The organism is Croceibacterium ferulae (assembly GCF_003660445.1).
In the GTDB taxonomy this organism is placed as follows: Bacteria; Pseudomonadota; Alphaproteobacteria; order Sphingomonadales; family Sphingomonadaceae; genus Croceibacterium; species Croceibacterium ferulae.
The window spans coordinates 147,131-173,822 of record NZ_QZVQ01000006.1 but is presented as its reverse complement, the minus strand read 5'-3'; the positions used below and the strand labels follow the sequence as shown (position 1 = coordinate 173,822).

Sequence of the window (26,692 nt, the reverse complement as noted above, 5' to 3'; positions counted from 1 at the left end):
CCGAGGATGACCGAGACGACTACCCCCAGCTTCAAGCCCAAGAAATCCGTCGCGCTGTCCGGCGTGGCCGCCGGCAACACCGCCCTGTGCACGGTGGGCCGCACCGGCAACGACCTGCATTATCGCGGCTACGACATCCTGGACTTCGCCGAGGAGGCGGAGTTCGAGGAGATCGCCCACCTGCTGGTCCATGGCCGCCTGCCCAATGCTGCCGAACTGCACGCCTACAAGCTGAAGCTGAAGGCCATGCGCGGCCTGCCGCTGGCCGTGCGCGAAGCGCTGGCCGCGCTCCCGGCCGCCGCGCACCCGATGGACGTGATGCGCACCGGTGTCTCCGCGCTGGGCTGCGCCCTGCCGGAGAAGGACGACCACAACACCCCCGGCGCGCGCGACATCGCCGACCGGCTGATGGCCAGCCTCGGCTCCATGCTGCTGTACTGGCACCACTGGAGCCACAATGGCCGCGAGATCGACGTCGAGACGGACGATGACAGCATCGCCGGCCACTTCCTGCACCTGCTGCGCGGCAGCCCGGCGCCCGACAGCCATGTGCGCGCGATGCACACCTCGCTGATCCTCTATGCGGAGCACGAGTTCAACGCCTCCACCTTCGCCGCGCGGGTAATCGCGGGCACGGGCAGCGACATGCATTCCGCCATTACCGGCGCGATCGGGGCGCTGCGCGGCCCCAAGCATGGCGGCGCCAACGAGGTCGCCTTCGAGATCCAGAAGCGCTACGCCACCGCCGACGAAGCCGAGGCCGACATCCGCGCCCGCATGGAGGCAAAGGAGGTCATCATCGGCTTCGGTCACCCGGTCTACACCGTCAGCGATCCCCGCAACGAGGTGATCAAGCGGGTGGCGAAGGGGTTGGCGGAGGAAGCCGGCTCGACCACCCAGTTCGACATCGCCGAGCGGATCGAGACGGTGATGATGGACACCAAGAAGATGTTCCCCAATCTCGACTGGTTCAGCGCCGTCAGCTACCATTTGATGGGCGTGCCGACCGCCATGTTCACCCCCCTGTTCGTCATCGCCCGCACCAGCGGCTGGGCCGCCCACGCGATCGAGCAGCGGCAGGACAACAAGATCATCCGCCCCAGCGCGAACTATGTCGGGCCGGAGGATCTGGCCTGGGTGCCGCTGGCGGAGCGGGGGTAGTCTCTCCCGCCACGCCAGACCGCACCAGCAATTCGAAGGAACTCCATGCCCTATCTCCTCGCCTCCGACCTCCCCACCGAAACCGCCGGCAAGCGTTTCCGCGATGGCCTGAACCGGCCCGGCATCTACCAGCTGCCCGGCGCGCATAATGGCCAGGCGGCGATCCAGGCGCGCAATGCCGGGTTCGATGGCCTGTACCTATCCGGCGCGGCGATGACGGCCAGCATGGGGCTGCCGGACCTCGGCATCATCACGGTGGACGAGGTCGCCTTCTTCATCCGGCAGATCGCCCGCGCATCGGGCCTGCCGCTGCTGGTGGATGGCGATACCGGCTATGGCGAGGCGCTGAACGTGATGCACATGGTCCGCACCTTCGAGGATGCGGGCGCGGGCGCGGTGCATCTGGAAGACCAGATCCTGCCCAAGAAGTGCGGCCATCTGAACGGCAAGAACCTGGTCAGCCCGACAGACATGGCCGCCAAGGTCGCTGCCGCGGCCAAGGCGCGGCGCGACATGGTGATCGTGGCGCGCACCGATGCCGCCGGGGTCGAGGGCTTCGATGCGGCGGTGGAACGGGCGAAGCTGTATGTGCAGGCCGGCGCCGACGCCATCTTCCCCGAGGCGCTGAACACGCGGGAGATGTTTGAGAAGTTCGCCGCGGCGGTCCCCGACGTGCCCCTGCTCGCCAACATGACCGAGTTCGGCAAAACGCCGTTCTTCACCGCCACCGAGTTCGAGCAGATGGGCTACAAGATGGTGATCTGGCCTGTCTCGTCGCTGCGCATCGCCAACAAGGCGGTGGCGGAGCTGTACGCCTCCATCCGCGAGCATGGCGGCACGCACGAGATGGTGGATCGGATGCAGACCCGGCAGGAGCTGTACGACACGATCGGGCTGCACGATTTCGAGGAGCTGGACGCAAGCATCGTGCGCACGGTGGTGCCGCAGGCGACCGGCGAAAACTGACGGACACATCGGCTCCGCTCGTCGTTGACCCTGGCAGACGGGGTTACAGAGCGGAGCCGGTGATGCAGGATTACGAGACCACGCGCAGGACGGTGCTGGGCGGAGCGGCGATGGGCCTGGCAGCAGGCGCCTTCGCCGGGCCCGCCACTGCGCAGGAAGGCGGCGGCACGGCAGCGGCGCGGCCCCTGCGCGATCCGCGCAACGCCTATACGCGCGAGCCCTTCCCGGAACAGCAGCAGGAATGGCCGGGCCTGGCCAGCCGCATGACGCCGCGCCCCGATCATGGCGAGAGCAGCTATCGCGGATCGGGCAAGCTGACCGGCCGCAAGGCGCTGATCACCGGGGGCGACAGCGGCATCGGCCGGGCCGCGGCGATCGCCTATGCGCGCGAAGGTGCGGACGTGGCGATCAACTACTACCCGACGGAAGAGCCGGACGCGCAGGAGGTCAAGCAGCTGATCGAGCAGGCGGGCCGCAAGGCGGTGCTGCTGCCGGCCGACATCCGGACGCTGGCCGCATGCGAGCAGACGGTGGCGAAAGCGATCGAGGCGCTGGGCGGACTGGATATCCTGGTCAACAACGCCGCCTACCAGCAGAGTAAGGCGGATATCCTGGAGATCAGCGATGAGCAGTTCGTGCGCACTTACGAGACCAACATCTACCATGTGTTCCGCTTCAGCAAGGCGGCGATCCCCAGCCTGCCGCCGGGCGCGGTGATCATCAACACGATCAGCCAGAACTCCTACGATCCGGGCAAGGAGCTGATCGACTATGCCAGCACCAAGGCGGCGATCCTGAACCTGACCAAGGGCATGGCCAAGCAGCTGGCCAAGAAGGGCATCCGGGTGAATGCGGTCAGCCCCGGGCCGATCTGGACCCCGCTGCAGGTCTGCGGCGGGCAGATCCCCGGCACGATGGGCGAGTTCGGGCAGGACACGCCGCTGGGCCGCGCCGGTCAGCCGGCGGAGCTGGCGGCGCTGTATGTGACGCTGGCGAGCGACGAGACGACCTACTCCACCGGCACCGCCGTGGGCGCGCATGGCGGGGGCGGAATGCCTTGAGGCAGGCCGGCTTTGCGGCCATGGGCCACGCCATTTCCACAGGAGGTGAGTGCCGATGACCGCAAAGCCGCAAGTGCTGCTGATCGATGCCGGCGGCACCATCGCCTCCGTGCCCGATGGCCGGGGTGTGCTGGTCGGCCGTGCCGGCAGCGCAGGGCTGGCCGCTGCCCTGCCGCCGGTGCCGTACACGCTGGTGGAACGGCAAGCCTATGCCGGGCTGAGCGAGGACATGGGCTTTGCCGACGCCCTGCGGATCATCGACCTGGCGGCGACGGCCGAGGGCGACACAGGCCTGACCGGCACGGTGGTGGCGCATGGCACAGACACGATGGAGGACGTCGCCTTCCTGACGGACCTGTTCCATGGCGGGGCCAAGCCGGTGGTGTTCACCGGCGCGCAGCGGGCGCCCGGCGCACCGGGATCGGACGGGATGGCCAATCTGCTGGACGCGCTGGCCGTGGCGGCGGACCCGGCATCGCGCGGGATCGGCAGCGTCATCGTGTTCGGCGGCCGCATCCTGCCTGCGCCGCATGCGCTGAAGCTGGACAGCAGCGGTCCGGAGGCGTTCGGCCCCCACAGCGCGGCGATCGGGCGGGTGGACGATCGCGGCATGCAGCTGGAACTGCTCCCGCGCCGCCGCCCCGCCTTTGCCCGTGTGCAGCCGGACGCGACAGTGGCGGTCGCATCGCTGGCGCTGGGCAGCACGGGCAAGCTGATCGACCTGCTGGTGGATGGGGGCGCGCGCGGCATCGTGGTGCAGGGTTTCGGCCGCGGCAATGTGCCCGCCGCCGTGCTGTTTGCGATGCAGCGGGCCAAGGCGGCGGGCGTGCTGCTGGGTATCGCCACCCACTGCATCGGCGGCGGCACCGCGCCGTCCTATGCCTCGGGCGCGGCGCTGGCCGATCTGGGCGCGGTCCCTGCCGGCCTGCTCAGCGCGCGCAAGCTGCGGCTGCTGCTGGCCGTGGCGCTGGGTGATGGGCGCGATGCGGCGGAGGCCGGGCGGCTGGCGCAAGGCTGGCTCGCGCCACCGCCCCTCACTCGCTAGGTCGCGCGCAGCCCCAGAAAGCGGCTGGCGCGTGCGGAACGGCGCAGCACCAGCTGTTCCAGCGCCACCAGCAGCGCCAGGCTGACCCCGAACAGCGGCACGGCGAAGCCCAGCAGCACGGTCAGCGCCACCAGTGCCCAGCTGTGGCGCAGCTGCCCCTGCGGCGGCGGCGCACCCAGTCGCCCGGCCGGCCGCCGGCGCCACCACAGCACCAGGCCCGCCACGGACATCAGTGCCAACGCGATCACCACCGCCAGGCCGAGCAACTGGTTCGCCAGCCCGAACAGCGCCCCTTCATGGATGGCAATGCCATAGCCGACCGCCCGATCGATCGGGTGCCGCTGCGCGAAGGCCAGTCCGCCGATCACGCGGCCAGTGACGCCGTCCACCTCCACGCTGTCGCGCAGCGGGCGGTTGGCGGATTCGCTGGCCGCCAGCCACGCCGTGCTGCCGGGCTCCGCCGGCGGACTGATCTGCACCGGTCCGGCGAGATCCAGCGTGGCGACCACCGGCACCACCCGGTCCAGCTGGTCGAGCGCGGAAGGCAGTGCCGCCGCAGCCTGCCCATGCCCCGCATGACCGGCATGGCCAGCATCGGGATCGGCAATGCGGCCTTCGCGGGCCGCCGCATCCAGTGCGACCCGCTCCGCCGCCTCCTGTGTGGAGCCTTGCGACCAGTCGACCGGACCCGCCGACTGCCCCGTCACTTCGCGCATCGCGGTCAGGTAATTGCTCCAGCTCATAGCCCAGGGCAGGCCCGACAGGATCAGGAAGGCGGCGGCGAGCGACACCCAGAACCCGGTGACCGCATGCAGATCCCTCCACATGATCCGTCCGCGCGCATTCAGGCGCGGCCACAGCACGCCGCCCAGACCCTTGCGCCCGCGTGGCCACCACAGGAACAGGCCCGACAGCAGCAGGATCACGGCCCAGCTCGCCGCCAGCTCCACCAGGGCGGAGCCGGGGCGCCCGGCCTTCAACTCCCCATGCAGGCGGCTGACGATGCGCATCAGCCGCGCTTCCTCCGCCACCTGATGCAGCACCGCACCGGTCTGCGGGTGCAGATAGACGCGAGTCTCCACCGCACCCACCCCGACGATCACCCGCTGCGCGTCATCCGCTTCGGCAGGCAGGGTGAAACGGTGGAGCACCGATCCGGGCACCGCATCCTCGGCCGCCCGGGCGAGTTGCGACGGGGTGGCGGGTGGTCCGGTCACCTGCAGCGAATCGTAGGGGCGATCCTGCCACGCCTCGATCTGCGGCTTGAACAGGTACAGCGCGCCGGTGGCGGACAGCCACAGGATGAAGGGTGCGGTGAACAGCCCGGCATAGAAGTGCCAGCGCCACACGGTCGCGTACCAGCGCTCCGCCCGCGGCGCGGCGGCCCCGCTCACAGCACGCCCCCCGTCCAGCGCAGGCCCAGCACGAAGGTGCGCCCCGGATAGGGGTGGAAGACGAACGCCTTCTCATCCAGCAGATTGTCCACGCCAAGATCGACCATGAACCGTCCAACGTTCAACTGCGCCTTCAGGTCGACAAAGGCGAAGGGGGACACGCAATAATAGGTGTCGCAGCGGGACGAGGCGGAGTTCTGGATGTCGCGATCCGGCGTCGACTGATGCCGCAGATTGGCCGCCAGGTTCAGCGCCGGAGAGGCCTGGTAGCGCAGGGACGCATTTGCCCGCCACCTCGGCACGCGCGGGAAACGGTTGCCTTCCAGCGCGGGGTCCAGCGGATTGTCGGTGATGGTGGCGTCGATCCACGACAGGTTGGCATCCAGGCTGAGCCCGGGGATCAGCACATCCTCCGCCGCCACGATCAGGTCCGCGCCCCAGGTCTCGACCTCGCCGATATTGGTGATCAGCGTCTGCTGCACCGTGGTGCCGGGATCGGCCGGGCTGGGGATCAGCAGCGACTGGCTGAACAGCGTGTCGTCCACCGCCTGCCGGTATCCGCTGATCGTGACGCGCACATCACCGAAGCGGCGCGCGGCGGTCAATTGCAGGTCAAAGCCGCGCTCCGGCCTGAGATCGGGATCGAAGCTGCCGAGATCGACCTGTCCCACATCCGGGCCGAACCCGATCAGGCCCGCCTGGTACAGCTCGCCCACCGTGGGAAAGCGCGTGGCCCAGGCCGCGCTGGCGGTGATTTCCGTTACGTCATCGGGGCGCAGGGTCAGCGCCGCCTTGGGCGACCAGGCATGGTCGCTGCGGCCGGCGTAATCGACGCGGGTGGCACCGCTCTGCAGGAAGCCGTCCTGTGCGCGCCAATGCTCCCACCGGAGGCCCAGGGTGGCGGTCCACGCCGGGGCCAGCGTGATCGCATCCTGTGCCCACAGGCCGACAAGCTGCGTTTCCCCGCCGGAGGCATTGCGCAGTTCAGGGTCGGTGGCACGGCGCCAGTCGGCGACCGCGCCTGTGCGCCCCCTCCCGGTATAGCCCGCGTAAGAGGCACCCAGCGCGACCTCATGCGCGCCGAAGCCCCGCTCAGCCACGGCCTCCAGGCTGGTCCAGTGCGCTTCGGGCGTGGTGAGCAGGCCGCTGTCCGGGATGGCGCCGCTGACGATATCGGCCTGGTCAGAAGTGCGCGTTTCCCCGTCCAGCAGTCGGAACCGGCTGGCGCTGAGATCCAGCTTCCAGCCGGCCGCCACGGTGGCAAGGCCCAGCCCCAGCAGCATCTCGGCGCTTTCGCTCTCCCCTTGCGTGATGCCGGGAATACCGACGAAGCTGGGCCGCCCGGCCTCGTCGCGCAGGAAGCTCAGCGGATTGTCAGTCGTCTCCCGATCCAGCAGCAGCGCGGCCAGCATACGCAGCTGCACCGTGCCGGTATCCCAATTGCCGCGCAGGCGGATCTGGTCCTCCACGCTGTCGACCACGCTGTCCTGCGCGGCGATGCGCAGCGGGAAGCCCAGCGCATCGTCGACCTGCGCCTGATCGGCGTAGCGGGTGCCGGCATTCACCGTCTGCCATTGCTGCGGCTGACCCTGGTTCTCGAAATGCCGCCACGCCAGCGAGACCCCTCCGGCATCGTCCAGTGCGAAATCCGCCTGCCCGTTCAGAGCGAAGCCCGTGAGGTCTTCGTCCGTCTGGTAGTAGCGATAGTTCTGGTAGAAGCCCTGTACGCCAAGATGGATCGCCTCCGCCGTGATCGGCGCGGTCACCAGCCGCAACGTGCCACCCAGCGAATTGCCGCTGTAGCGGGCCGAAGTCGGGCCATAGATGATCTCCGCCTGCGCCACGTCGCTTGGCGCCAGCACGGCCCATTTGGGCGCGGTGTCGAAATCGGCACCCAGGAAGTCGGAGATGATGAAGCCGTCCACCGTCACCAGCGCGCGCGGTGTCTGCTGCGTGTGCATGTTGCGGAAGGACAGGGTGGCGTTGGCATCGCCGATGTAGCGTTTGCGGACCAGGAGGTTGGGGGCGTAGCGGATCACGTCCTCCACATTCACCGCATTGATCGCGGCGATCTGTTCGCCGTCGATCGCCACGCCCAGCGCAGGCGTGTCCAGTTGCTGCAGTTCGCGGCTGGACAGCGTGCCGGTGACGAGGATCGGCTCGCCCGCAGGTCCGTCAGCGGCGCAGGCGGGGGTCAGGGGCAGCGCGGCTGCGCCGATGACGAGGGCCGCACGCAGAGGGGCGCGGCGGGAGGAAGGCAACATGGTCGGTGGGTTCCATCACTGAAAGGCACAGGCGCCGACGCACACGCAAGGGCGTGCGGATCGGCAGGCTGGGGCCAGTGGTGGAGCGGTGGTCCGGTGGCGGGCGGCGGAGGTGCCGCGAGGCCATGGCCGATGGTCACGGCGGCCGGCTGCAACACGGCTTCTGCCATCGGCCCGGGGGCGATGACGGGTACCTCTGCCGCCAGGGGCAGAGGCGGCGTTGGCGCGGCCGCGAAGGGACATGGGTCGTCGGGTGCAGGCTGGTCGCTGTCGTGATTGCCCGCCTTGTCCAGCGCATCGGCCAGCAGCGCATGGGCCGCGGCCAGCGCCTGCTGCCGCGCGGCCCCGTCCAGCCCGGCGGAGCAGAGCGACAGGGTGATGCCGGTGGCCGACGCCTGCGGCATCCAGCCGCGCGGCACGCCGGCGCCCGCCAGCAGCGCCAGCAAGGCGAGCAGCAGCCCGCCTCGTCGCACCATGCCAAGGACCGCCCCGTGCCGCATGGTCAACCTTCTATGCCGCGCAGGTGCGCTTGCCTATCCGTCCTGTTCCACCGGGCGGCACCGCTGCAGCCCGCTGCGCCGGCATTGGGCGACCAGATCGCCATGCTGGTTGAAGGCGCGGTGCGCGAAGGTGACGATGCCCTGGTCCGGCCGCGACTTGCTGCGCCGTAGTTCCAGCACCTCCGTCTCGATCCGCAGCGTGTCGCCGACAAAGACCGGACTGGGAAACCGCACCTCGTCCCAGCCCAGATTGGCGACGGCGGTGCCCAGCGTGGTATCGCCGACCGACACACCCACCATCAGCCCCAGCACGAAGACCGAATTGACCAGCACCTGCCCGAACTCCGTCCCCGCCATATATTCGGCATCGAGATGCAGCTGCGCCGGATTGTGCGTCATGGTGGAGAACAGCAGATTGTCGGTTTCCGTCACCGTGCGGCGGATCGCATGGGCGAACAGCTGACCCACCTGCAATTCGTCAAACCACAGCCCTGCCATTGTGCGAACTCCTTCTCCCGTGGCAGAGCGTTAGCAGAGGGGAGCCGGTGCGCCAGTCGCCCGTTGAAGCTGCCAAAGGAGAACGAGCGATGATGACCCGACTTCCGCTGATCCTGCTGGCGACCCTGTCGCTGGCCGGATGCAAGGCCCATTGGGACCAGGTGCGCGAGGAGCTGGCTCATACCGGCGGCAACCCGCCCTGCGACGCGACGGATGTGCAGGGGCTGATCGGCCAGCGGGTGGATGTCGCCATGATGGAGCGGCTGATGAAGGCGACGAGGGCGGAGAATTTCCGCTGGGCGCCGCCCAACTCCGCAATGACGATGGATTACCGGCCGGACCGGCTGACGGTCGCCTATGACGAGCAGATGGCGATCACCCGGATCAGCTGTGGCTGACGCCATCGGCCCTTCGACCATCAACGGCGTGCAGGTCTGGCGCGAAGGTGCGGTCGGCCGCATCCGGCTGGCGCGCCCCACCGCGCTGAACGCGCTGACGCCGCCCATGTGCGATGTCATGACCGGGGCACTGCTGGGCTGGTGGCATGACGATTCGCTGACCACCATCATCCTGGATCATGCGCCGGACGTGCGCGGCTTCTGCGCCGGCGGGGATGTGACCTGGGTGCGAGAGTCGGTGCTGACAGATGGCGGCACGGCCGCGCGCGCGTTCTTCGGACACGAATACCGCCTGAACCACCTGCTGTTCACCTGCCCCAAGGTGCTGGTCTGCTTCATGGATGGGGTGACGATGGGCGGCGGCGTCGGGCTGGCGCTGCCCTGCCTGTATCGCGTGGCCACGGAGAACACGGCTCTGGCCATGCCGGAAGGCGCGATCGGCCTGTTCCCCGATGTCGGCGCCGGCTGGTACCTGCCGCGCCTGCCGCACAATATCGGTCCGTTCCTGGCGCTGACCGGCGCGCGGCTGGACGGGGCGGAGAGCCTGTGGGCAGGCTTGGCCACGCATTACCTGCCGGCCGACGCGCTGGAACAGGCCAAGGCGGCGATCACCGCCGATCCCGCCGGGATCGAACAGGCGCTGGAACGGCTCGCCACCACGCCGCCGCCCGCCCGGCTGGAGGGCAATGCCGAGGTGATCGAGCACCTGTTCGCCGGCAGCACCTTGTCGGCGATCCGCGCCGCACTGGCAGCCGACGGAAGCCGGTGGGCGATCAAGGAGCTGGCCGCGGTGGATGCCCGCTGCCCCACCAGCGCCACGGTCGCGCTGCGCCTGTTTGCCGAAGAAGTGCCGGACTTCGCGGCCGAGATGGCCCTGGAACATCGCATCGCGCTGCGCATGATCGCCCGGCCCGACTTTGCCGAAGGCGTGCGGGCCGTGCTGGTCGACAAGACGGGCGACGCGCTGTGGCAACCGCCGGCGCAGGGTGCGGCGCTGGAGGCGATCTTCGCGCCCCTGCCGGCGGGCGAGGAATGGACGCCGCACCGGGTCTGACCACCCCCAGGTTCCGGCCCACTTGCCGCCCCCCAAGAAAATCTGCCCGTCTGTCCCGCTTGTGCAAAGGGGCGGCAGACGGCACTTCGCCCCCATCATGCTGGGCCTGACACATCTCCAACGGCTCGAAGCCGAATCGATCCACATCATGCGCGAGGTCGTTGCCGAGGCGCAGCGACCCGTGATGCTGTATTCCATCGGCAAGGACAGCGCGGTGATGCTGCACCTTGCCCGCAAGGCGTTCTATCCCGCGCCACCGCCCTTCCCGCTGCTGCACGTGGACACGACCTGGAAGTTCCGGGCCATGTACGCCATGCGCGAACAGGCGGCGCAGGATGCCGGCATGGACCTGCTGGTCCACCATAATCCGGAGGCGATGGAGCGCGGCATCAACCCGTTCGACCATGGCCCGCTGCATACCGACATGTGGAAGACCCAGGGGCTGAAGCAGGCGCTGGACAAGTATGACTTCGACGCGGCTTTCGGCGGTGCCCGGCGGGACGAGGAGAAGAGCCGCGCCAAGGAGCGCATCTTCTCCTTCCGCACGGCCAGCCACGGCTGGGACCCGAAGAACCAGCGGCCCGAGCTGTGGAACCTGTACAACGCCCGCAAGCACCGGGGCGAAAGCATCCGGGTGTTCCCGCTGAGCAATTGGACCGAGCTGGACATCTGGCAGTACATCATGGCCGAAGGGATCAACATCGTCCCCCTGTACCTGGCCGCACCGCGCCCCACCGTGGAGCGGGACGGCATGCTGCTGATGGTGGATGACGACCGCTTCCCGCTGCAACCCGGAGAGGAGCCGGTGATGCGCTCCGTCAGGTTCCGCACGCTGGGCTGCTACCCGCTGACCGGCGCGGTGGAGAGCGAGGCGGCGACCCTGCCGGAGGTCGTGCAGGAGATGCTGCTTACCACCACCAGCGAACGCCAGGGCCGCGCCATCGACAAGGACGAAGGCGGCGCCGGCATGGAGAAGAAGAAGCAGGAGGGATATTTCTGATGGCCCTCCATTCCGAAGACCGCGCCTATCGCCCCGACGCGCTGATCGCCGAGGATATCGGCGCCTATCTGCAAGCGCACCAGAACAAGGGGCTGCTGCGCTTCATCACCTGCGGCAGCGTGGATGACGGCAAGTCCACCCTGATCGGCCGGCTGCTGTATGACAGCAAGATGATCTTCGAGGATCAGCTGGCTGCGCTGGAGGCAGACAGCGCGCGTGTGGGCACGCAGGGCAAGGCGATCGATTTCGCGCTGCTGGTGGACGGGCTGGCGGCGGAGCGGGAACAGGGCATCACCATCGATGTCGCCTACCGCTTCTTCTCCACTGAGCGGCGCAAGTTCATCGTCGCCGACACGCCGGGGCACGAGCAGTACACCCGCAACATGGTGACCGGTGCCTCGACCGCCGATCTCGCCGTGATCCTGGTGGATGCGCGCAAGGGCGTGCTGGTGCAGACGCGGCGGCATTCCTTCCTGTGCCAGCTGCTGGGCATCCGCCATCTGGTGCTGGCCGTGAACAAGATGGACCTGGTCGATTACGATCAGGCCACATTCGACGCCATCGTGGCCGATTACCGCGCCTTTGCCGCCAGCATCGGGGTGGAGGATTTCACCGCCATTCCGCTGAGCGGGTTCAAGGGCGACAACATCACCGCGGCGCCTTCGGCAGAAACGCCGTGGTATGCCGGCCCCAGTCTGATGCAGCACCTGGAGACGGTGGAGGTCGGCAACGACATCGCCCAGACCCGCGCCTTCCGCATGCCGGTGCAATGGGTCAACCGCCCCAACCTGGATTTCCGCGGCTTTGCCGGGCAGATCGCCACCGGCGTCGTGCGCCCCGGCGATGCCGTGCGCATCGTGCCGTCGGGCCGCACCAGCACGATCAAGGCGATCGAGACCTTCGACGGCCCGCTGGAGCAGGCGGTCGCCGGCCAGTCCGTCACCCTGACGCTGGCCGACGAGGTCGATTGCAGCCGCGGCGACGTGATCGCGGCGGCGGAGAACCCGCCGGAAGCCGCCGACCAGTTCGAGGCCAGCATCGTGTGGATGGGCGAGGAAGCGCTGATCCCCGGCCGCGCCTACTGGCTGAAGCTGGGCACGCAGACCGTCAGCGCCAGCATCGCCGCGCCCAAATACGAGATCGACGTCAATTCGCTGGAGCATTTGGCGGCAGAGACCCTGTCGCTGAACGGCATCGGTGTGGCGGATGTGACGGCCGACCGGCCGCTGGTGTTCGAACCCTATGCCGACAGCCGCGCGCTGGGCGGGTTCATCCTGATCGACAAGCTGACCAATGCCACGGTCGCTGCCGGCCTGATCCACAATGCGCTGCGCCGGGCGCAGAACATCCACTGGCAGGCGCTGGACGTGGACCGCGCGGCCCGCGCCGCGCTGAAGGGACAGCAGCCGCAGGTGCTGTGGTTCACCGGCCTGTCCGGCAGCGGCAAGTCGACCATCGCCAACATGGTGGAAAAGCGGCTGCACGCCGCCGGCCGGCACACCTTCCTGCTGGATGGCGACAATGTGCGGCACGGGCTGAACAAGGACCTGGGCTTCACCGAAGCCGACCGGGTGGAGAACATCCGCCGCGTGGGCGAGGTCGCACGGCTGATGACCGATGCCGGGCTGATCGTGCTGACCGCCTTCATCAGCCCCTTCCGGGCCGAGCGCGAGCTGGTGCGGGGCATGATTCCGGATGGCGAGTTCGTGGAGATCTTCGTCGACACCCCGCTGCAGGTGGCGGAGGAACGCGACACCAAGGGGCTGTACGCCCAAGCGCGGGCGGGCAAGCTGCCCAACTTCACCGGCATCAGCAGCCCCTACGAGGCGCCGGAGCAGCCGGAGATTCGCATCGACACCACCCGGATGACGCCCGAGCAGGCGGCGGAGATCATCGTGGCGCAGGTGCTGGGCGAATGGAGCCCGACGCTTTGACGCCCGATCTCGCCGCCGATGCCGAGCTCGCCGCGCGGCTCGCCCGCGCGGCAGGGCGCATCCTGCAGGAGGTGCGCGGCTGCGACCTGCTCGGCGGCACGACGCTGGGCGGCGCCGGGGACAAGGTGGCGAACACCTGGCTGATGGAAACGCTGCGGTCGCTCCGCCCCGACGACGGCCTGCTGTCCGAAGAGTCGAAGGACACGCCCGAGCGCCTGGGCAAGGAACGCGTGTGGATCGTCGATCCGGTCGACGGCACCCGCGAGTTCGGCGAGTCGCGATGGGATTGGGCGGTGCATGTCGGCCTCGCCGTGAACGGCGTGGCAGCGGCGGGCGCGGTCGCCCTGCCCGATTGCGAGGGGCCCGAATGCGAGAACGGCCGTGGCCTGGTATTCTCCTCCCACGCCCCCATCACGCTCCCCGCGCCCCAAGCCATCCCACGCATGGTCGTCAGCCGCACCCGCCCGGTGCCCGAAGCGCTGGCCGTGGCCGAGCGGATCGGCGCGGAGCTGGTGCCGATGGGCAGCGCCGGGGCCAAGGCGATGGCCGTGGTGCGCGGGCAGGCAGAGATCTACCTGCATTCGGGCGGGCAATATGAGTGGGACAATTGCGCACCCGTGGCGGTCGCCGCCGCGCACGGCCTGCATTGCTCGCGCATCGACGGCTCGCCGCTGCGCTACAACAATCGGGACACCTGGCTGCCCGACCTGCTGATCTGCCGGCCCGAGTGGGCGGAGCGGGTGCTGCGGATCGTGGCGGCGCTGTAGGCCGCCACCCCGGTCATCCGGTCAGGCGACCCACGGCCCCGTGATCGCCACCGTCTTCGCCGGGCTATAGAAGTTGACGAACAACGTCCTGCCATCGGGCGAGAAGCAGGCGCCCGCCAGCTCGGTCTGCTGCCGCAGCAGGGCGATCGGGTAGGCCTCGCCATCGGGCGTGATGCCGCGCAGGTGATTGGCCACCGTTTCGGTGTATTGGTCCTCGCACACCACCAGATGGCCGTTCGGGCCCACGGTCAGATTATCGCCGAAATCGAACTGGTCCTTGCTGTCGCTCTCGAAAAACAGGTCCAGCCGGTCCTCAGCACCGCTGGCGGAGGGGCGCAAGCGGAAGATCTGCCCCAGCCCGGCGGCGCCGCCGCTGGTGCAGCAGAAGAACAGCTCGCCGTCTCCCATATGGATGCCCTCGCCCCGCGCGAAGATCGCCGCGCCCGCCGCCGCGCCGCGCAGGCGCAGGTCGTCGGCCGGGCTTTCGACATCGTCCAGGTCGATCCAGCGGACGGCACGCTCCTGCCGCCGCACCGCCCCGATCCGCCCTTCCCAGTTGCGCGTGTCGGCCGGACCGTCGGCCAGCACCAGCGCCTGCAACCGGCCGCCATCGACCAGCTTGCCCGGCGTCACCGGCAGGAAACGGTAGAGCAGGCTGTCGCCCTTGTCCTCCGTCAGGTAGACGATGCCAGTCGCCGGATCGACTGCGGCGGCCTCGTGATCGAAGCGGCCCATCGCCTTCAGCGGCACCGGATCGACCAGCCCGGTGGCGGCGGCGGGCACTTCGAACACCCAGCCATGATCCTGGTTGATCTTGCCATCGGCGCGGCTGGTATTCTCCTCGCAGGTCAGCCAGCTGCCCCACGGCGTGGTGCCGCCGGCACAGTTGCGGATCGTGCCCGCGAGCGAGCGATGCTGCGCCTGCAGCTCCAGCGTGGCGGCATCCAGCACCAGCGTGGTGGTGCCGCCCGGCAGCGGCACCAGGCTGCGGGCGTGCGTGTCGAACGCCGCGCCGGCGACCCCGCCGCCATCATGCCGCGGCTGGAGTTCGTGATTGCGGACCAGCGCGATGCGTCCGTTGCCCAGGTCGAAACAGCCCATGCCGTCGGCGCGATCGGGCACGGTGAAGCCGTCATCCATGGCATCGCCCAGGCTGGAGATCACGCGATAGCTGAAGCCGGGCGGCAGATCGAGGATGCCCGCCGGGTCCGGCTGCAAGGCGCCATAGCCCAGTCCGGGGCGCAAGGCGGCCGCATCGAGCGGGGTACGCATGCATCCGCTGGCGGCTAGCGCGGCGAAGGCGCTGCCGGTGGCGGCAAGGAAACGGCGACGGTCGGAAGCGAAGGTCATGTCAGGTCCGGGATGGTTTGCGACGGGCGGGCGGCTTGTGCGCCTCGCCCTCGGCCATATTGCCCGGTTGCGTCAACTATATGGCGGGCAATGCCTGTTCCGCATGGCCCCAGCCCGCCAGCGCCTTGCCCCGCGCACGCGCCAGCAATTGCTGCGTGTCGCCGATGGAGAAAGGGTGCGCATCGGCAAGTTGCGCCAGCTCCGCCCAGGCGATCGGCACCGCGACCGGTGCTCCGGCGCGGGCGCGGGCCGAATAGGGCATGACGGCGGTGCTGCCGCGCTGGTTGCGCAGATAGTCGATGAAGATCCGCCCGGTGCGCTTGGCCTTGCTCATGTTGGCGGTGAACCGCTCGGGCTCCGCCATGCTCAGCGCCTCGGCAAAGCGCTTGGAGAAGTCCTTGTGCTCGTCCCACGAGTGCCCGGTGGTGAGCGGTACCACCACATGCACGCCCTTGCCGCCCGACAGCATGGCGAAACTGGCGAGGCCGATATCGGCCAGCCGGTCGCGAATGTCGCTCGCCGCCAGCTTGACGGCTTCGAAATCCAGGCCTTCATCGGGATCGAGGTCGAACACCATCCGGTCGGGCGCCTCCACATCGGCCACCCGGCTCCCCCACCCATGGAACTCGATCGTGCCCATCTGCACGCAGGCGAGCAGGCCCGCCGCATCCTCGGTGTAGAGGTAGTCCTCGGTACTGCCGTCTTTCTCGCGGATCGGCACGTGATGGACATGGTCGCCGAAGCTGCCGCTGTCATGCTTCTGGAAGAAGCACTTCTTGGCGCGCCCCTGCGGACAGCGCACCAGGCTGATCGGGCGCGACGCGGCAAAGGGCAGCAGCAGCGGAGCGATCGTGGCATAGTAATCGGCCAGCTGCCCCTTGGTCTGCCCGGATTCGGGGAAGATCACCCGGTCCCGGCTGGAGATGGTGACAGCCTCCACCTCCGCTTCGGCGTCGGGCGCAGCCTCGGGCGTTTCCGGCACCACCTCGTCCGCCGGCTTGTCGCCGCGCAGGCCCAGGAAGCTGCCGTGACGCACATTGCCGTCGGCGGTGAACTCGGCAAAGGCGATCTCCGCCACCAGGTCGGGTTTGACCCAGGTCACGCCACGGCTGGCCACCCGGTCCACCTCTGCCGGCGGGGTCTTGCGCGTCAGCCTGCCCATGCGCGCGGCCAGGTCTTCCAACGTGGCGGCGCCGAAGCCGGTGCCGACGTTGCCCTTGTAGACCAGCTTCCCACCTTCGTTCTGCGCCAGCAGCAAGCTGGCGAAGGGTCGCGCCTTGGCGGTCGACTTCTTCCAGCCGATGATCACGAATTCCTGCCGCCGCGTGCATTTGACCTTCACCCAAGCCTTGCTGCGCGTGCCGCTATACTTCGCATCGATCCGCTTGGAGATGATGCCTTCCTGCCCCGCAGCGCACATCGCCTGCAGCAGCTTCTCGCCCGCGCCGATCACATGGTCGGCCAGGTGGATCGGCGACGTGGCGGTGGCGAGCAGCGCCTCCAGCCGTTCCTTGCGCTCGATATTGGTGAGACCGGCCAGATCCTCGCCATCCAGCTCCAGCAGGTCGAAGGCGTGGAAGGACAAGGCATCCTTGTCCGTCTGCGAGCCATGACCGCGCTTCAGCACGTTCTGCAGGCTGGAAAAATCGGGATTGCCGTCACTGCCATAGGCGACGATCTCCCCGTCGATCATGCAGGGCGGCAGGTCCAATGCCTGGAACTGCGCCACCAGCGGTGCGAACTTGTCGGTCCAGTCCTTGCCGCTGCGCGTATACACCGCGACCTTCTGCCCCGCCGCCGCGACCAGCGCGCGATAGCCGTCGAACTTGATCTCGTGCAGCCAGCCATTGCCCGCCGGCACGCTGTCCACCAGCGTAGCCAGCTGCGGCGAGCGGAAAGCCGGCAAGGTGCCGGACGCGGCCTTGCGCTTCGCTGCAGGCCTGGCCTTGGTGGCGTTGCGCTTGGCGGCCTGCGTCATCTCGGCCGTGAAGGCATCGCCCTTCTTGCCCGCCAGCGAGTATTCGCCGGCGGTGTCGGCGGCGATCTCCGCCATGGCGCGGCCGGTCAGCACGCTGGTGAGGCAGCGCTCCACCAGCACGTCGCCCTCCTGCGCATGGGCATCCGCGATCTTGCGCAGCAGCCAGTTCTCGCGCTTCTCGCCGGGCCGGGGCTTGAGGCGGATCAGCAGCCAATCGCCCCCCATCCGCTCTCCCTGCAACGTGAAGTGCAGGTGGCCTTCCTCCAGATCGGCCGCGCTCTTGCCGGCGATCGGCGCCCATGTGCCGCGATCCCACAGCATCACCGTGCCGCCGCCATACTCCCCTTTGGGGATCACGCCCTCGAACTCGGCATAGGACAGGGGGTGATCCTCCGTCCGCACGGCCAGCCGCTTGTCCGCGGGATCGGGCGACGGCCCCCTGGTGACCGCCCAGCTCTTCAGCACGCCGTCCACCTCCAGCCGCAGGTCCCAGTGCAGCCGCGTGGCATCGTGCTTCTGCACGATGAAGCGGTTGCCGGTGGCGCTGGCTTCCTGCCTGCCGGCGGGTTCGGCGGTTTTCGTGAAATCGCGCTTGCGGTTGTAGTCGGCCAGCAGGTCCGCTGCTGCATCCTTGGGAGGATCGGCCTTCCTGCGCGACTTTGCCGTCGCCATGGCTCAGGCGCTCTTGCGGGTGCGCGGGGCCGCCGGCTTCTTGGCAGCGGCGGTGGTCTTCTTTGCCGGCGCCTTCTTGGCGGGTGCCTTCTTGGCCGCCGGCTTCTCCTCTGCCGCCTTCGCCGCGCCCGCCCCGCTGCCGACCGACTTCTTCAGCGCGGCCATCAGGTCGATGACGTTCGACTTGCCGCCGGCACTGCCATCATCGGCATCCTCGACGATCTTCTTGCCGGTCTTGGACTTCGCCTTCTTCTCGATCAGGCGCATCAGCGCGTCGGCATAATTGTCATGGAAGGCGGCCGCGTTGAAGGGCGCGGTCTTCTTGTCGATCAGCGTGGTGGCGAGGTCCAGCAGCTCCGCATCGGGCTTCACATCGTCGATCTCGTTGAAGAAGGACTGCCCGCCGCGCACCTCGTCGGCATAACGCAGCGTCTCCATCAGCAGGCCCTTGCCGCAGGGCTTGATGGCGACCAGCTGCTCCTTGCCGCGGATCGACAGCTGGCCGAGCGCCACCTTCTTGGCCCGGCGCAGCGCCTCGCGCAGCACCACGAACGCTTCCTCTGCCAGATCGTCCGCCGGGGCGACGTAATAGGGCTTCTCGAAATAGAGCGGGTCGATCTCGTGCGCCTCGACGAACTGGACAAGCTCCAGCGTCTTGCGGCTTTCGATCTTGACGCTCTCGATCTCCTCGTCATCCAGCAGGACGTAATTGCCCTTGGACAACTCGTACCCCTTGATGATCTCGTCCCGGTCGATCGGGCCGATGCCCTCCACCACCTTCTCGTACGACACCCGCTTGCCGCTGGGTTCGTGAATCTGGTTGAAGCTGATCTTCGCCCCGCTCTTCACTGCGGAGTAGACCTCGACCGGGATGGATACCAGGGCCAGACGGATCTGGCCCTGCCAATAGGCGCGTGCTGCCATTGCTGACCTCCTGCTATGGACTCGTCAGCGCTTTGCGCGATGAATCGTTTCCGCCGCGCGATCAGAGGCCCAGCGCGGCCTTGATCGCAGCCCAGGATACCAGCTTGAAGTTCTGCGCCGCAGGCTGGTTGTGGCCATCCTGCGCCACGAACAGCCCTTCGGGGTAATCGGGGCCGAAATCGCCGGCGATCACTTCCAGGCCGTCCGTTTCCTCCGCCCCGCCGATCGCGCCCGGCACCACGGCGAAGCGGCCCAGCGGGGCCATGTCGGGCAGGCGGAACACGGCATAGGCATTATCGCCCTGGCTGCTGGCGACCAGCCAGCCGCCGGTGGCGCCTTCGGGTACCAGGCCCAGTCCCTCGACATCGGCAACGAGGTAGCGGTTGTCCACGGCGGCAACCATCTCGCCCGCAGCGGCGCCGGCCGCGAAGCGCCAGATGCCGGCATCCTCCTCCCCCACAAACAGCGTGCCGTCGCGGTGATCGACGATGCAGCCTTCGGGCTGGGTCGCGACGCGCAGCGTGCGCAGGCTCTCGGCCGTGGGCGTTGCGCCCAGCGTGATCCGCTGTTCGTAGATCGCGCCTTCCTTGACCGGTGAGTAGATCAGCAACTCGCCGTTCCGCCCCGTGGCGCACATGCCATAGGCCTCGCCTGCGCCGACCGGCAGGGTGGCCAGCCGGGTCAGGGTCGCGGCGGCGGGATCGAGGCGGAACAACTGCGCCTTGGCCGCGGTCACGTCGTTGCGGTCGCTGGCGATGACGATGATGCCCTGCGCGCCCATGTCCACCAGATCGACATTGTTGACCCGGCCGCTGTCCACGAAGCTGCGCACCGCGCCGTCCAGGCCATAGACATACAGGCCGGCCTTCTTGTCGGTGGCGACGATCAGGCTGGCGGCGGGGTCCGCCGCATTGCGCCAGATCGCCGGATCGTCCGCCGCATCCGCATTGGCGGTGCCGACCGGCGTCGTCTCTCCGGTGGCGGTGACGGCTACCGGCGGCAGGCCGGTGATCGCCGGAGTGGTGGCGCAACCCGCCAGCGACACGCCGGCCAGAGCCAGGGAAAGGAGCGCGCGCATCAGAAGCTCACCCGCGCGCCGACCTTCATGGTCCAGTTATATTCCTCGTACTGCAGCAGGTTCTGCCGGCCCGCGAAGGTGTTGTAGGCGTAGTACTTGGCGTTGTTCATGTTGATCCAGTCGTAGAACAGCTGAATGCGGTCGGTCGCGCGGTACCGGACGGTCAGGTCCATCTGGAAGTGATCGTCGACATAGCGGTCCTCCTCCGCCGTCGCGCCCAGCTCGTCCAGGTAGCGGTCGCGGTAGGTGCCGGCCAGCCGGAAGGAGATCGGCCCCTTGTCGTAGCCGAGCGAGGCATTGAAGGTGTGCCGGCTGCTCGCAGGCAGGGTGATCTGCCGCAGGTCCGCCGGATCTCCATCGACCGGCACATCTCCGGTCGCATCGGTCCAGGTGTAGTTGAACTGCGTGATCAGGCCGTCCAGCGCACCCGGCAGCATGGTCCATTGTTGCGAGAAGCCGACTTCGACGCCGTAGATCGTGGCGCTGTCGCCGTTGATCGGCACGGTCGCCTCGTCCACCGCCAAGCCGAAATAGTCGGTGTCCTGGACTGTGGTGTCGACGATGTAGTCACGCACATCCTTGTAGAAGGCGGCCACAGTCAGCGCGCCGTTGCTGCTCATGTACCATTCGGCGGAGGCATCGAAGTTCCATGCGCGATACGGCCGCAGATCGGGGTTGCCGAACTCGCCTTCACGTTCGCCGCGATCCGATTCCTCGATCAGGAAGCGCGGGGCCAGCTGCCCCAGGCTGGGCCGCACCAGCGAACGGTAGCCGGCGGCGCGCAGGATGAGGTCGTCGGTCGCTTCCAGCCGGACGTTCAGGCTGGGCAGCCATTGATCATATTCGCGCTGCACCAGCACCGGCTCCACGCTGACCAGATCGCCATTGTCGCTTTCCACCAGCGTGACGGTGTTGCCGCGAATGGTGTTGTCGGTCCGTTCGTAGCGCACGCCGCCGATGACGCGCAGCGTGTCGCTGTCCCACCGGCCGAGCAGGTATCCGGCAGCGATGTCCTCCCGGATGGAATAGTCCGACGCCGCGCTGTCGAAGGCGGTGTCGACGGGCTCCACTTGGAACTGGTCGGCGACCGAGTTCAGGAGCGGCCGGGTCGACAGCTTGTCGACCACCGGGCCCATGTCGATCAGGCGATAGGTCTGCCGGCCCTGCAGGTCGGCCAGCGTCAGGTCCGCACCTTCGATGTGATCGGTGTTGTTGTCATACCGCTTGTCGCGCCAGCGCATCTTGCCGCCCGCCTGCACGGTGAAGCTGCCGCTGCCCGTCTGGAAGCTGCGCGCCACGTCCAGCCGCCCGGCCCATTCGGTGTCCTCGGCATCGGACAGGGTGGTGATCTGCGCCTCGTCCAGCTCGTAGGTCGACGCGTCGAGGAAGTCGCTCACGCCGGACGCGGAATAGATCGGCACGCGACGATCGCTGTAATCGGCGTTGACCGTCAGCCCTTCGCCCGCGAAATCGCGCGCAAAGGTGATCGGGTCGATAGAGCCGTTCTCGTACTCGGTGGAGCGGGCCCAGCTGGCCGAATATTCCACATGCCAGGTGTCGGTGTCGGTCTCGCCGCCCACCACCAGCGTGCGGATGCGCTGCTGCTCGAACCGGTCCTTCAGGTCACGCTCGACCGTGATCTCGTATTCGTCGCCCGGATTGGCGGCATCGCTGTCGGCGAAGGTCACGCCGCTGGCGCCGTTGGCGGTGACCAGGGCATTGCCGGTGCCATAAATGGTGCGGCGGCGATATTCCTGATCCTCGAACTGGCTGTACAGGCCACGGGCATAGAGCATGGTCGTGTCGCTGGCCCGCAGGTCCAGGTTCAGCGAGGCGCTGATCCGCTCACGCTCCACGTCATAATCGCGATATTCCAGGCCTTCGGCATAGATCGCGCCATCGTCGCCCTCGACCCAGTCCTCTGCCTCGACATTGTCGGATTCGAAGCGGCGCTCGTAATAGGACAGGCCGCCCGAGATGCCGAAATCAGGCGTGACGCGGGTGGCGAAATCCACTGCTGCCTTGGGCGTGACCTCGCCCACATAATCGTTGTAGCTGCCCTCTAGCGACACGTTCAGAGCATCGCGCACGCGGTTGAACGCGCTGGTCGTCTCGATATCGATGGAGGCGCCGATCGTGTCGGCATCCATGTCGGGCGTCAGCGACTTGGTGATCTCCACGCTCTGGATCACGTCGGAGGAGATGACGTCCAGCGCCACGGACCGGATGTCGCCTTCCGGCGAAGGCAGGCGCACGCCGTTCAGTGTGGTGGCGTTGAGATTGGGATCAAGGCCGCGGACGGAAACGAAGCGCCCTTCGCCCTGATCGTTCAGCACGTTGACGCCCGGCAGGCGCCGGATCGATTCGGCGACGTTCTGGTCGGGGAACTGGCCGATCGCGTCGCGCGTCAGCACGTCGCTCACCTGGTCGTTCTCCCGCTTGCGGGACAGGGCGCTCGCCTGATTGGCGCCATAGCCATAGACCAGGATGGCCCCGCTTTCCCCGCCCAGCGCGAAGTCGGCGCGCACGGTGCCGGTGGCCGGTACGGTGACGGTCAGTTCCTGCGCCGGAGCGCCGACATAGCTGGCGACGACGGTGTAGGTGCCGGCAGGCAGGCCGGCGAACAGGAACGACCCGTCCGCGCCCGTCACGGCGTCGCGGCCCAGTTCCGCGATGCGCACATTGGCCGAACGCAGCGCGATCGTGTCGCTGCCATCCACCACCATGCCGGCGACTTCCCCGGCGGTCGCCGGCACGGCCAGCAGGGCAAGGGCAAGGCCGCTGGAAGCCAGCAGCGGGCGGATGAAGTGCATGTGCGTATTCCCCTGTTCTCTGACAGGGGCCGCTAGGCACGATCAGTGACAGTTGCGGGGCAGCTACGTTACCGATTTATGGCAGGCCGCCGGTGTTGCAGCCGGGCATCACTTGCCCCGCTGCCACCCAACAGCATCACAGGATGTACTTGCTCAGATCCGCATTGCCAGCCAGTTCGCCCAGCTTCTCGCGCACATAGGCGGCATCGATGGTGACGGTCTGCCCGGTGCGGTCCTCGGCCTCGAAGCTCAACTCCTCGAACAGCTTCTCCATCACGGTCTGCAGCCGGCGGGCGCCGATATTCTCGACGCTCTCGTTCACCTGCGCGGCGATGCGGGCGATCTCGCCCACGGCATCGGGCGTGATCTCCACACTGACCTGCTCGGTCCCCAGCAGCGCGCGATATTGCGCCACCAGATTGGCACGCGTGTCGGACAGGATGGCCACGAAGTCCGCCTCCGTCAGCGCCTTCAGCTCGACCCGGATCGGCAGGCGACCCTGCAGTTCGGGCAGCATGTCGGACGGCTTGGCCACATGGAACGCGCCGCTGGCGATGAACAGCACATGGTCCGTCTTCATGGGACCATATTTGGTGGCCACGGTGGTCCCTTCGATCAGGGGCAGCAGGTCACGCTGCACGCCTTCCCGGCTGACCGATCCGCCGCGGACATCGCTGACGGCGATCTTGTCGATCTCGTCCAGGAACACGATGCCGTTGGTTTCCGCGGCGGTGATCGCGACCCGGGCGACATCGTCCTGGTCCATCCGCTTCTCGGATTCCTCATCCACCAGCTTGTCCCAGGCATCGGGCACCAGCAGCTTGCGGCGCTTCATCGGCGTCTTGCCGAATGCCTTGCCCATCATGTCGCCAAGATTGATCATGCCGACATTGCCGCCCATGCCGGGCAGCTCCATCGGCATGGCGGGGGCTTCCTCCACCTCGATCTCGACCTCGACCTGGTTCATCGCATTCTCGATGATGCGGCGGCGGAAGCTTTCGCGCGTGGCCTCGCTGGCGCTGTCGCCCACCAGTGCGTTCAGCAGCCGCTCCATCGCGGCCTTGCTGGCGGCATCGCGCACGCTCTCGCGGCGGCGTTCCTTTTCCAGCCGGATCGCCTCCTCCACCAGGTCGCGGGCGATCTGCTCCACGTCGCGGCCGACATAGCCGACCTCCGTGAACTTGGTCGCTTCCACCTTCACGAAGGGCGCGTCGGCCAGCTTGGCCAACCGACGGCTGATCTCCGTCTTGCCGCAGCCCGTGGGCCCGATCATCAGGATGTTCTTGGGCGTCACCTCGTCGCGCAACTCGTCCGACAGGCGCTGCCGGCGCCAGCGGTTGCGCAGGGCGACAGCGACGGCGCGCTTGGCCTCGGTCTGGCCGATGATATGCTCGTCAAGAGCGGCGACGATGGCTTTGGGGGTAAGGTCGTTCATTGCGGCGGCAATTGGGGTGTACCGCCGGCTGCTTCAAGTCGGACAATCCCGCGCATTGATGCGCCGGTGCAGCGCCATGATGCCGGCGATCGCATCGGGCGTGGTCACCGCGTCCCACTCGTCCCTTTCCCATGTGCCGCCCAGCAGGATGCCGTCGGCCCGGGGGAACATGTACCCGCCCAGCGTGTAGGCGTAGTCGATCTCCGGCTGTGGCAGCAGCACCGCCAGCTGGCCGCGCTTGGGCACCAGATCCGTGTCGCCGAACAGCTCGTGACTGCCGAGGCCGGTGCAGTTGAACACGGTGCGTTCCGGCAAGCCGACGATCTCGGCCGGGGTGGCGAAGCGGCGCACCGCGATGCGGCCGCCGGCGCCCAGGAACTCCGCCGTCAGCAGCCGCAGGAAACGGCCGACCTCGACATACATCGTCTGGAAGCGCGCGACTGGCCGGCCGAACGGGCTGTCAGCGGCAGCGATGATCTCCCGCCCGGCATGGAACTGCGCCATGGCCGGGGAGCCGATCGGTCCGGTGCTCGCATCGTAGGTCGGCAGCCATCGCACGCCCGTATCGGCGCCCACCAGCAGCTGCCAGCGACGCCAGCTATAGGCGCAGGCGGCGTCGAACTGCGCGCGCCACGCAGCGTCGACCGCGTCCCGCTCGAACACGCTGGCCGGCACGATCTGGCCACCGGCGATGTTGGATGTGGTATCGGGCGGCAGGGCTGCGGCGTAGATCGTCACGGGCCGGCCGCGGTCCTGCGCCAGCCGCGCGGTGGTGAGGCCAACGATGCCGGCACCCAGCACGGCCACCGGCCCCTCCGTTCCCGGCAGGCCAAGATCGGCCGCCAGGCGGGCGGTGCCCCATGACAGCGTGATGCCGCCGCCGCCATGACCGTAATTGTGCACCAGCAGCTTGTCGCCGAGCGGCTCCGCCCGCACCACGAAACCGCCGGCGCGGTACGGGCGCAGCCCCGCCACCGTGCGGATCACCCGCTCCTCCGACACGTTCACGCGGGGCAGGCACGGGCGCGCTGGCCGGGCAAGCGCGAGCGGAGGCTGTGCCGTGGCGCAGCCGGCCAGCATGGCGGAGGCTGCGGAAGCGGACAGGAAGCGGCGTCGATCCATCGCGGATCGACCTACCGCACCCCCGCCTCAGCCGCCAAGCGTTTCGCCACCGGTCGTCTCGCCGATGGTCTCGACCGTCACGCGGTCATTGGTGAAGACGCATACCTCGGCCGCCACGGCCATCGCACGGCGGGCGATCACCTCGGCATCCTGCTCGTAATCGGCCAGCGCCCGCGCGGCGGCGAGCGCGTAATTGCCGCCAGATCCGATCGCGGCGATGTCGCCCTCCGGCTCCAGCACGTCACCATTGCCGGTCAGCACCAGCAACGTCTCCGCATCGGCGACAATCATCAGCGCTTCCAGGTTGCGCAGATATTTGTCGGTCCGCCAATCCTTGGCCAGCTCCACCGCAGCGCGCAGCAGCTGGCCGCTATATTGCTCCAGCTTGCGTTCCAGCCGTTCGAACAGGGTGAAGGCATCGGCGGTCGCCCCGGCAAAGCCGGCGATCACCTTGCCCTCGTCACCCGGCTTGGCGGCGCCGATGCGGCGCACCTTGCGCGCGTTCGGCTTCATGATGGTGTTGCCCATCGAAACCTGACCGTCGCCGGCGATCACGGTCCTGCCGTTCCGCCTGACGCCGATGATGGTCGTCCCATGCCACTGTATCAGGCCGTGGCTCGCCCTGCTCTCGTCCATGGCGCGGCATATGGGGCCGCGCCGGAATGCTTCAAGCAAGCCCGCTGCACGCCGGCCCCGCCGTGGCAGGCCCGTTACTGACCGGGAGCGCCACCCTGCTGCCCGCCCATGCCGGCGGCGCCGACCTGGCCGATATTGCCGAACAGATCTTCCAGGAAACTGCGATCCTTGCCCAGCGTGGGCGTCGCCGCGCCATCGGGGCTGAGGCGCACGACCTGGTCCACCCCGGTCTGCCGGGCGGTGGCGACATTGCCGGCTTCGTCAAAGGTCACCGCCAGCACCGTATGGTCCACGATGCGCGGGTCAGTGAACGGCGCCTGTGCGGTGTTGCTGCCGATGTAGTACCACACCGGCTGACCGAACTGGCTGGTGAAGGTCGGCTGACCCAGCGTGCGTTCGACCGACACGCGGTTGTCCACGCCCGGCTGTACCGAGCCGATCAGCACCGGATCGGTGATGTAGCCGCGATGAGTCCGGATGGAGCTGCAGCCCGTCGCCGTTGCTGCGAGCGCCAGCAGGAGCCCAATTCGTGTAAGAACCGCCATAACCTGCCTGTTCACGCCTTCCGTCAAGGGCATCGTCGCCTATATCCGCCAGAGCCGGCCATACGAGCCGGCCCGCCCATGTGCAACACGCACCACC

General features: G+C 68.2%; 22 protein-coding genes. 9 read left to right on the top strand and 13 right to left on the bottom strand.

Features of this window, described 5'->3' with window-relative positions; genetic code table 11:
- Nucleotides 1-6 precede the first annotated feature (6 nt).
- The 4 genes from prpC to D5S08_RS08300 all read left to right on the top strand — a co-directional run bounded on the left by prpC (nucleotide 7) and on the right by D5S08_RS08300 (nucleotide 4,233).
- Nucleotides 7-1,161: a bifunctional 2-methylcitrate synthase/citrate synthase gene (gene prpC, locus D5S08_RS08315; protein ID WP_121117425.1), complete on the top strand. Its 1,155-nt coding sequence runs from the start codon at nucleotides 7-9 to the stop codon at nucleotides 1,159-1,161.
- A gap of 45 nt (nucleotides 1,162-1,206) precedes the next feature.
- A complete protein-coding gene (gene prpB, locus D5S08_RS08310; RefSeq protein ID WP_121117423.1) occupies nucleotides 1,207-2,127 on the top strand; it encodes a methylisocitrate lyase in 921 nt (306 codons plus the stop codon).
- Nucleotides 2,128-2,189: 62 nt separating this feature from the next.
- Nucleotides 2,190-3,188 (top strand): SDR family oxidoreductase, encoded by a 999-nt coding sequence (locus tag D5S08_RS08305; protein ID WP_121117421.1) that lies wholly within the window; start codon nucleotides 2,190-2,192, stop codon nucleotides 3,186-3,188.
- A gap of 55 nt (nucleotides 3,189-3,243) precedes the next feature.
- A complete protein-coding gene (locus D5S08_RS08300; protein WP_121117419.1) occupies nucleotides 3,244-4,233 on the top strand; it encodes an asparaginase in 990 nt (329 codons plus the stop codon).
- On the opposite strand, the gene D5S08_RS08295 is transcribed toward D5S08_RS08300, so the two are convergent.
- From D5S08_RS08295 to D5S08_RS08280, 4 genes are read right to left on the bottom strand one after another with little or no spacing between them, the layout of a single operon-like run.
- Nucleotides 4,230-5,627 carry a PepSY-associated TM helix domain-containing protein gene (locus D5S08_RS08295; protein WP_241557303.1) on the bottom strand — a complete coding sequence of 466 codons (1,398 nt, stop codon included), beginning with the start codon at nucleotides 5,625-5,627 and terminating at the stop codon, nucleotides 4,230-4,232. The genes D5S08_RS08300 and D5S08_RS08295 overlap by 4 nt on opposite strands.
- Nucleotides 5,624-7,891 carry a TonB-dependent receptor gene (locus tag D5S08_RS08290; RefSeq protein WP_121117417.1) on the bottom strand — a complete coding sequence of 756 codons (2,268 nt, stop codon included), beginning with the start codon at nucleotides 7,889-7,891 and terminating at the stop codon, nucleotides 5,624-5,626. Before D5S08_RS08290 ends, D5S08_RS08295 begins: the two co-directional genes overlap by 4 nt.
- The gene (locus tag D5S08_RS08285; RefSeq protein WP_175578905.1) at nucleotides 7,822-8,367 is read right to left on the bottom strand and encodes a hypothetical protein; all 546 of its coding nucleotides are present in this window, start codon (nucleotides 8,365-8,367) and stop codon (nucleotides 7,822-7,824) included. The genes D5S08_RS08290 and D5S08_RS08285 overlap by 70 nt, the downstream gene beginning before the upstream one ends.
- A 57-nt stretch (nucleotides 8,368-8,424) precedes the next feature.
- Nucleotides 8,425-8,889, bottom strand: a complete 465-nt coding sequence (locus tag D5S08_RS08280) for a MaoC family dehydratase (protein ID WP_121117415.1) — start codon at nucleotides 8,887-8,889, stop codon at nucleotides 8,425-8,427.
- An 89-nt stretch (nucleotides 8,890-8,978) separates the two neighbouring features.
- Between D5S08_RS08280 and D5S08_RS08275 the strand changes: the two genes are divergently transcribed.
- The 5 genes from D5S08_RS08275 (at nucleotide 8,979) to D5S08_RS08255 (ending at nucleotide 14,042) form a co-directional block, all read left to right on the top strand.
- Nucleotides 8,979-9,287, top strand: a complete 309-nt coding sequence (locus tag D5S08_RS08275) for an I78 family peptidase inhibitor (protein WP_241557302.1) — start codon at nucleotides 8,979-8,981, stop codon at nucleotides 9,285-9,287.
- A complete protein-coding gene (locus tag D5S08_RS08270; protein ID WP_241557301.1) occupies nucleotides 9,280-10,341 on the top strand; it encodes an enoyl-CoA hydratase/isomerase family protein in 1,062 nt (353 codons plus the stop codon). The genes D5S08_RS08275 and D5S08_RS08270 overlap by 8 nt, the downstream gene beginning before the upstream one ends.
- 97 nt (nucleotides 10,342-10,438) lie before the next feature.
- On the top strand, nucleotides 10,439-11,341 hold the full coding sequence (gene cysD / locus D5S08_RS08265) for a sulfate adenylyltransferase subunit CysD (RefSeq protein ID WP_121117411.1): 903 nt from the start codon (nucleotides 10,439-10,441) through the stop codon (nucleotides 11,339-11,341).
- Nucleotides 11,341-13,275 carry a sulfate adenylyltransferase subunit CysN gene (gene cysN / locus D5S08_RS08260; RefSeq protein WP_121117409.1) on the top strand — a complete coding sequence of 645 codons (1,935 nt, stop codon included), beginning with the start codon at nucleotides 11,341-11,343 and terminating at the stop codon, nucleotides 13,273-13,275. The genes cysD and cysN overlap by 1 nt, the downstream gene beginning before the upstream one ends.
- Nucleotides 13,257-14,042, top strand: a complete 786-nt coding sequence (locus D5S08_RS08255; RefSeq protein WP_121117407.1) for a 3'(2'),5'-bisphosphate nucleotidase CysQ — start codon at nucleotides 13,257-13,259, stop codon at nucleotides 14,040-14,042. Before cysN ends, D5S08_RS08255 begins: the two co-directional genes overlap by 19 nt.
- Before the next feature lie 21 nt (nucleotides 14,043-14,063).
- Here the strand turns inward: D5S08_RS08255 and D5S08_RS08250 are convergent, their stop codons facing one another.
- The 9 genes from D5S08_RS08250 to D5S08_RS08210 all read right to left on the bottom strand — a co-directional run bounded on the left by D5S08_RS08250 (nucleotide 14,064) and on the right by D5S08_RS08210 (nucleotide 26,595).
- On the bottom strand, nucleotides 14,064-15,392 hold the full coding sequence (locus tag D5S08_RS08250) for an alkaline phosphatase PhoX (RefSeq protein ID WP_121117405.1): 1,329 nt from the start codon (nucleotides 15,390-15,392) through the stop codon (nucleotides 14,064-14,066).
- A 76-nt stretch (nucleotides 15,393-15,468) separates the two neighbouring features.
- Entirely contained in the window at nucleotides 15,469-18,042 is a 2,574-nt protein-coding gene (ligD, locus tag D5S08_RS08245; protein ID WP_121117403.1) for a DNA ligase D, read from the bottom strand.
- Nucleotides 18,043-18,045: 3 nt separating this feature from the next.
- Nucleotides 18,046-18,966, bottom strand: coding sequence for a non-homologous end joining protein Ku (gene ku / locus D5S08_RS08240; protein WP_121117401.1), 921 nt, complete (start codon nucleotides 18,964-18,966; stop codon nucleotides 18,046-18,048).
- 61 nt (nucleotides 18,967-19,027) lie between these two features.
- Entirely contained in the window at nucleotides 19,028-20,044 is a 1,017-nt protein-coding gene (locus tag D5S08_RS08235) for a phytase (RefSeq protein WP_121117399.1), read from the bottom strand.
- Nucleotides 20,044-22,857 (bottom strand): TonB-dependent receptor, encoded by a 2,814-nt coding sequence (locus tag D5S08_RS08230; RefSeq protein WP_121117397.1) that lies wholly within the window; start codon nucleotides 22,855-22,857, stop codon nucleotides 20,044-20,046. Before D5S08_RS08230 ends, D5S08_RS08235 begins: the two co-directional genes overlap by 1 nt.
- Before the next feature lie 136 nt (nucleotides 22,858-22,993).
- Nucleotides 22,994-24,292 (bottom strand): ATP-dependent protease ATPase subunit HslU, encoded by a 1,299-nt coding sequence (hslU, locus tag D5S08_RS08225; protein ID WP_121117395.1) that lies wholly within the window; start codon nucleotides 24,290-24,292, stop codon nucleotides 22,994-22,996.
- Between the two features lie 33 nt (nucleotides 24,293-24,325).
- Entirely contained in the window at nucleotides 24,326-25,414 is a 1,089-nt protein-coding gene (locus D5S08_RS08220) for an FAD-dependent oxidoreductase (protein WP_241557300.1), read from the bottom strand.
- A gap of 27 nt (nucleotides 25,415-25,441) precedes the next feature.
- Nucleotides 25,442-26,050: an ATP-dependent protease subunit HslV gene (hslV, locus tag D5S08_RS08215; protein ID WP_121117393.1), complete on the bottom strand. Its 609-nt coding sequence runs from the start codon at nucleotides 26,048-26,050 to the stop codon at nucleotides 25,442-25,444.
- A gap of 74 nt (nucleotides 26,051-26,124) precedes the next feature.
- On the bottom strand, nucleotides 26,125-26,595 hold the full coding sequence (locus tag D5S08_RS08210) for an outer membrane protein assembly factor BamE (protein WP_121117391.1): 471 nt from the start codon (nucleotides 26,593-26,595) through the stop codon (nucleotides 26,125-26,127).
- Nucleotides 26,596-26,692 lie beyond the last annotated feature (97 nt).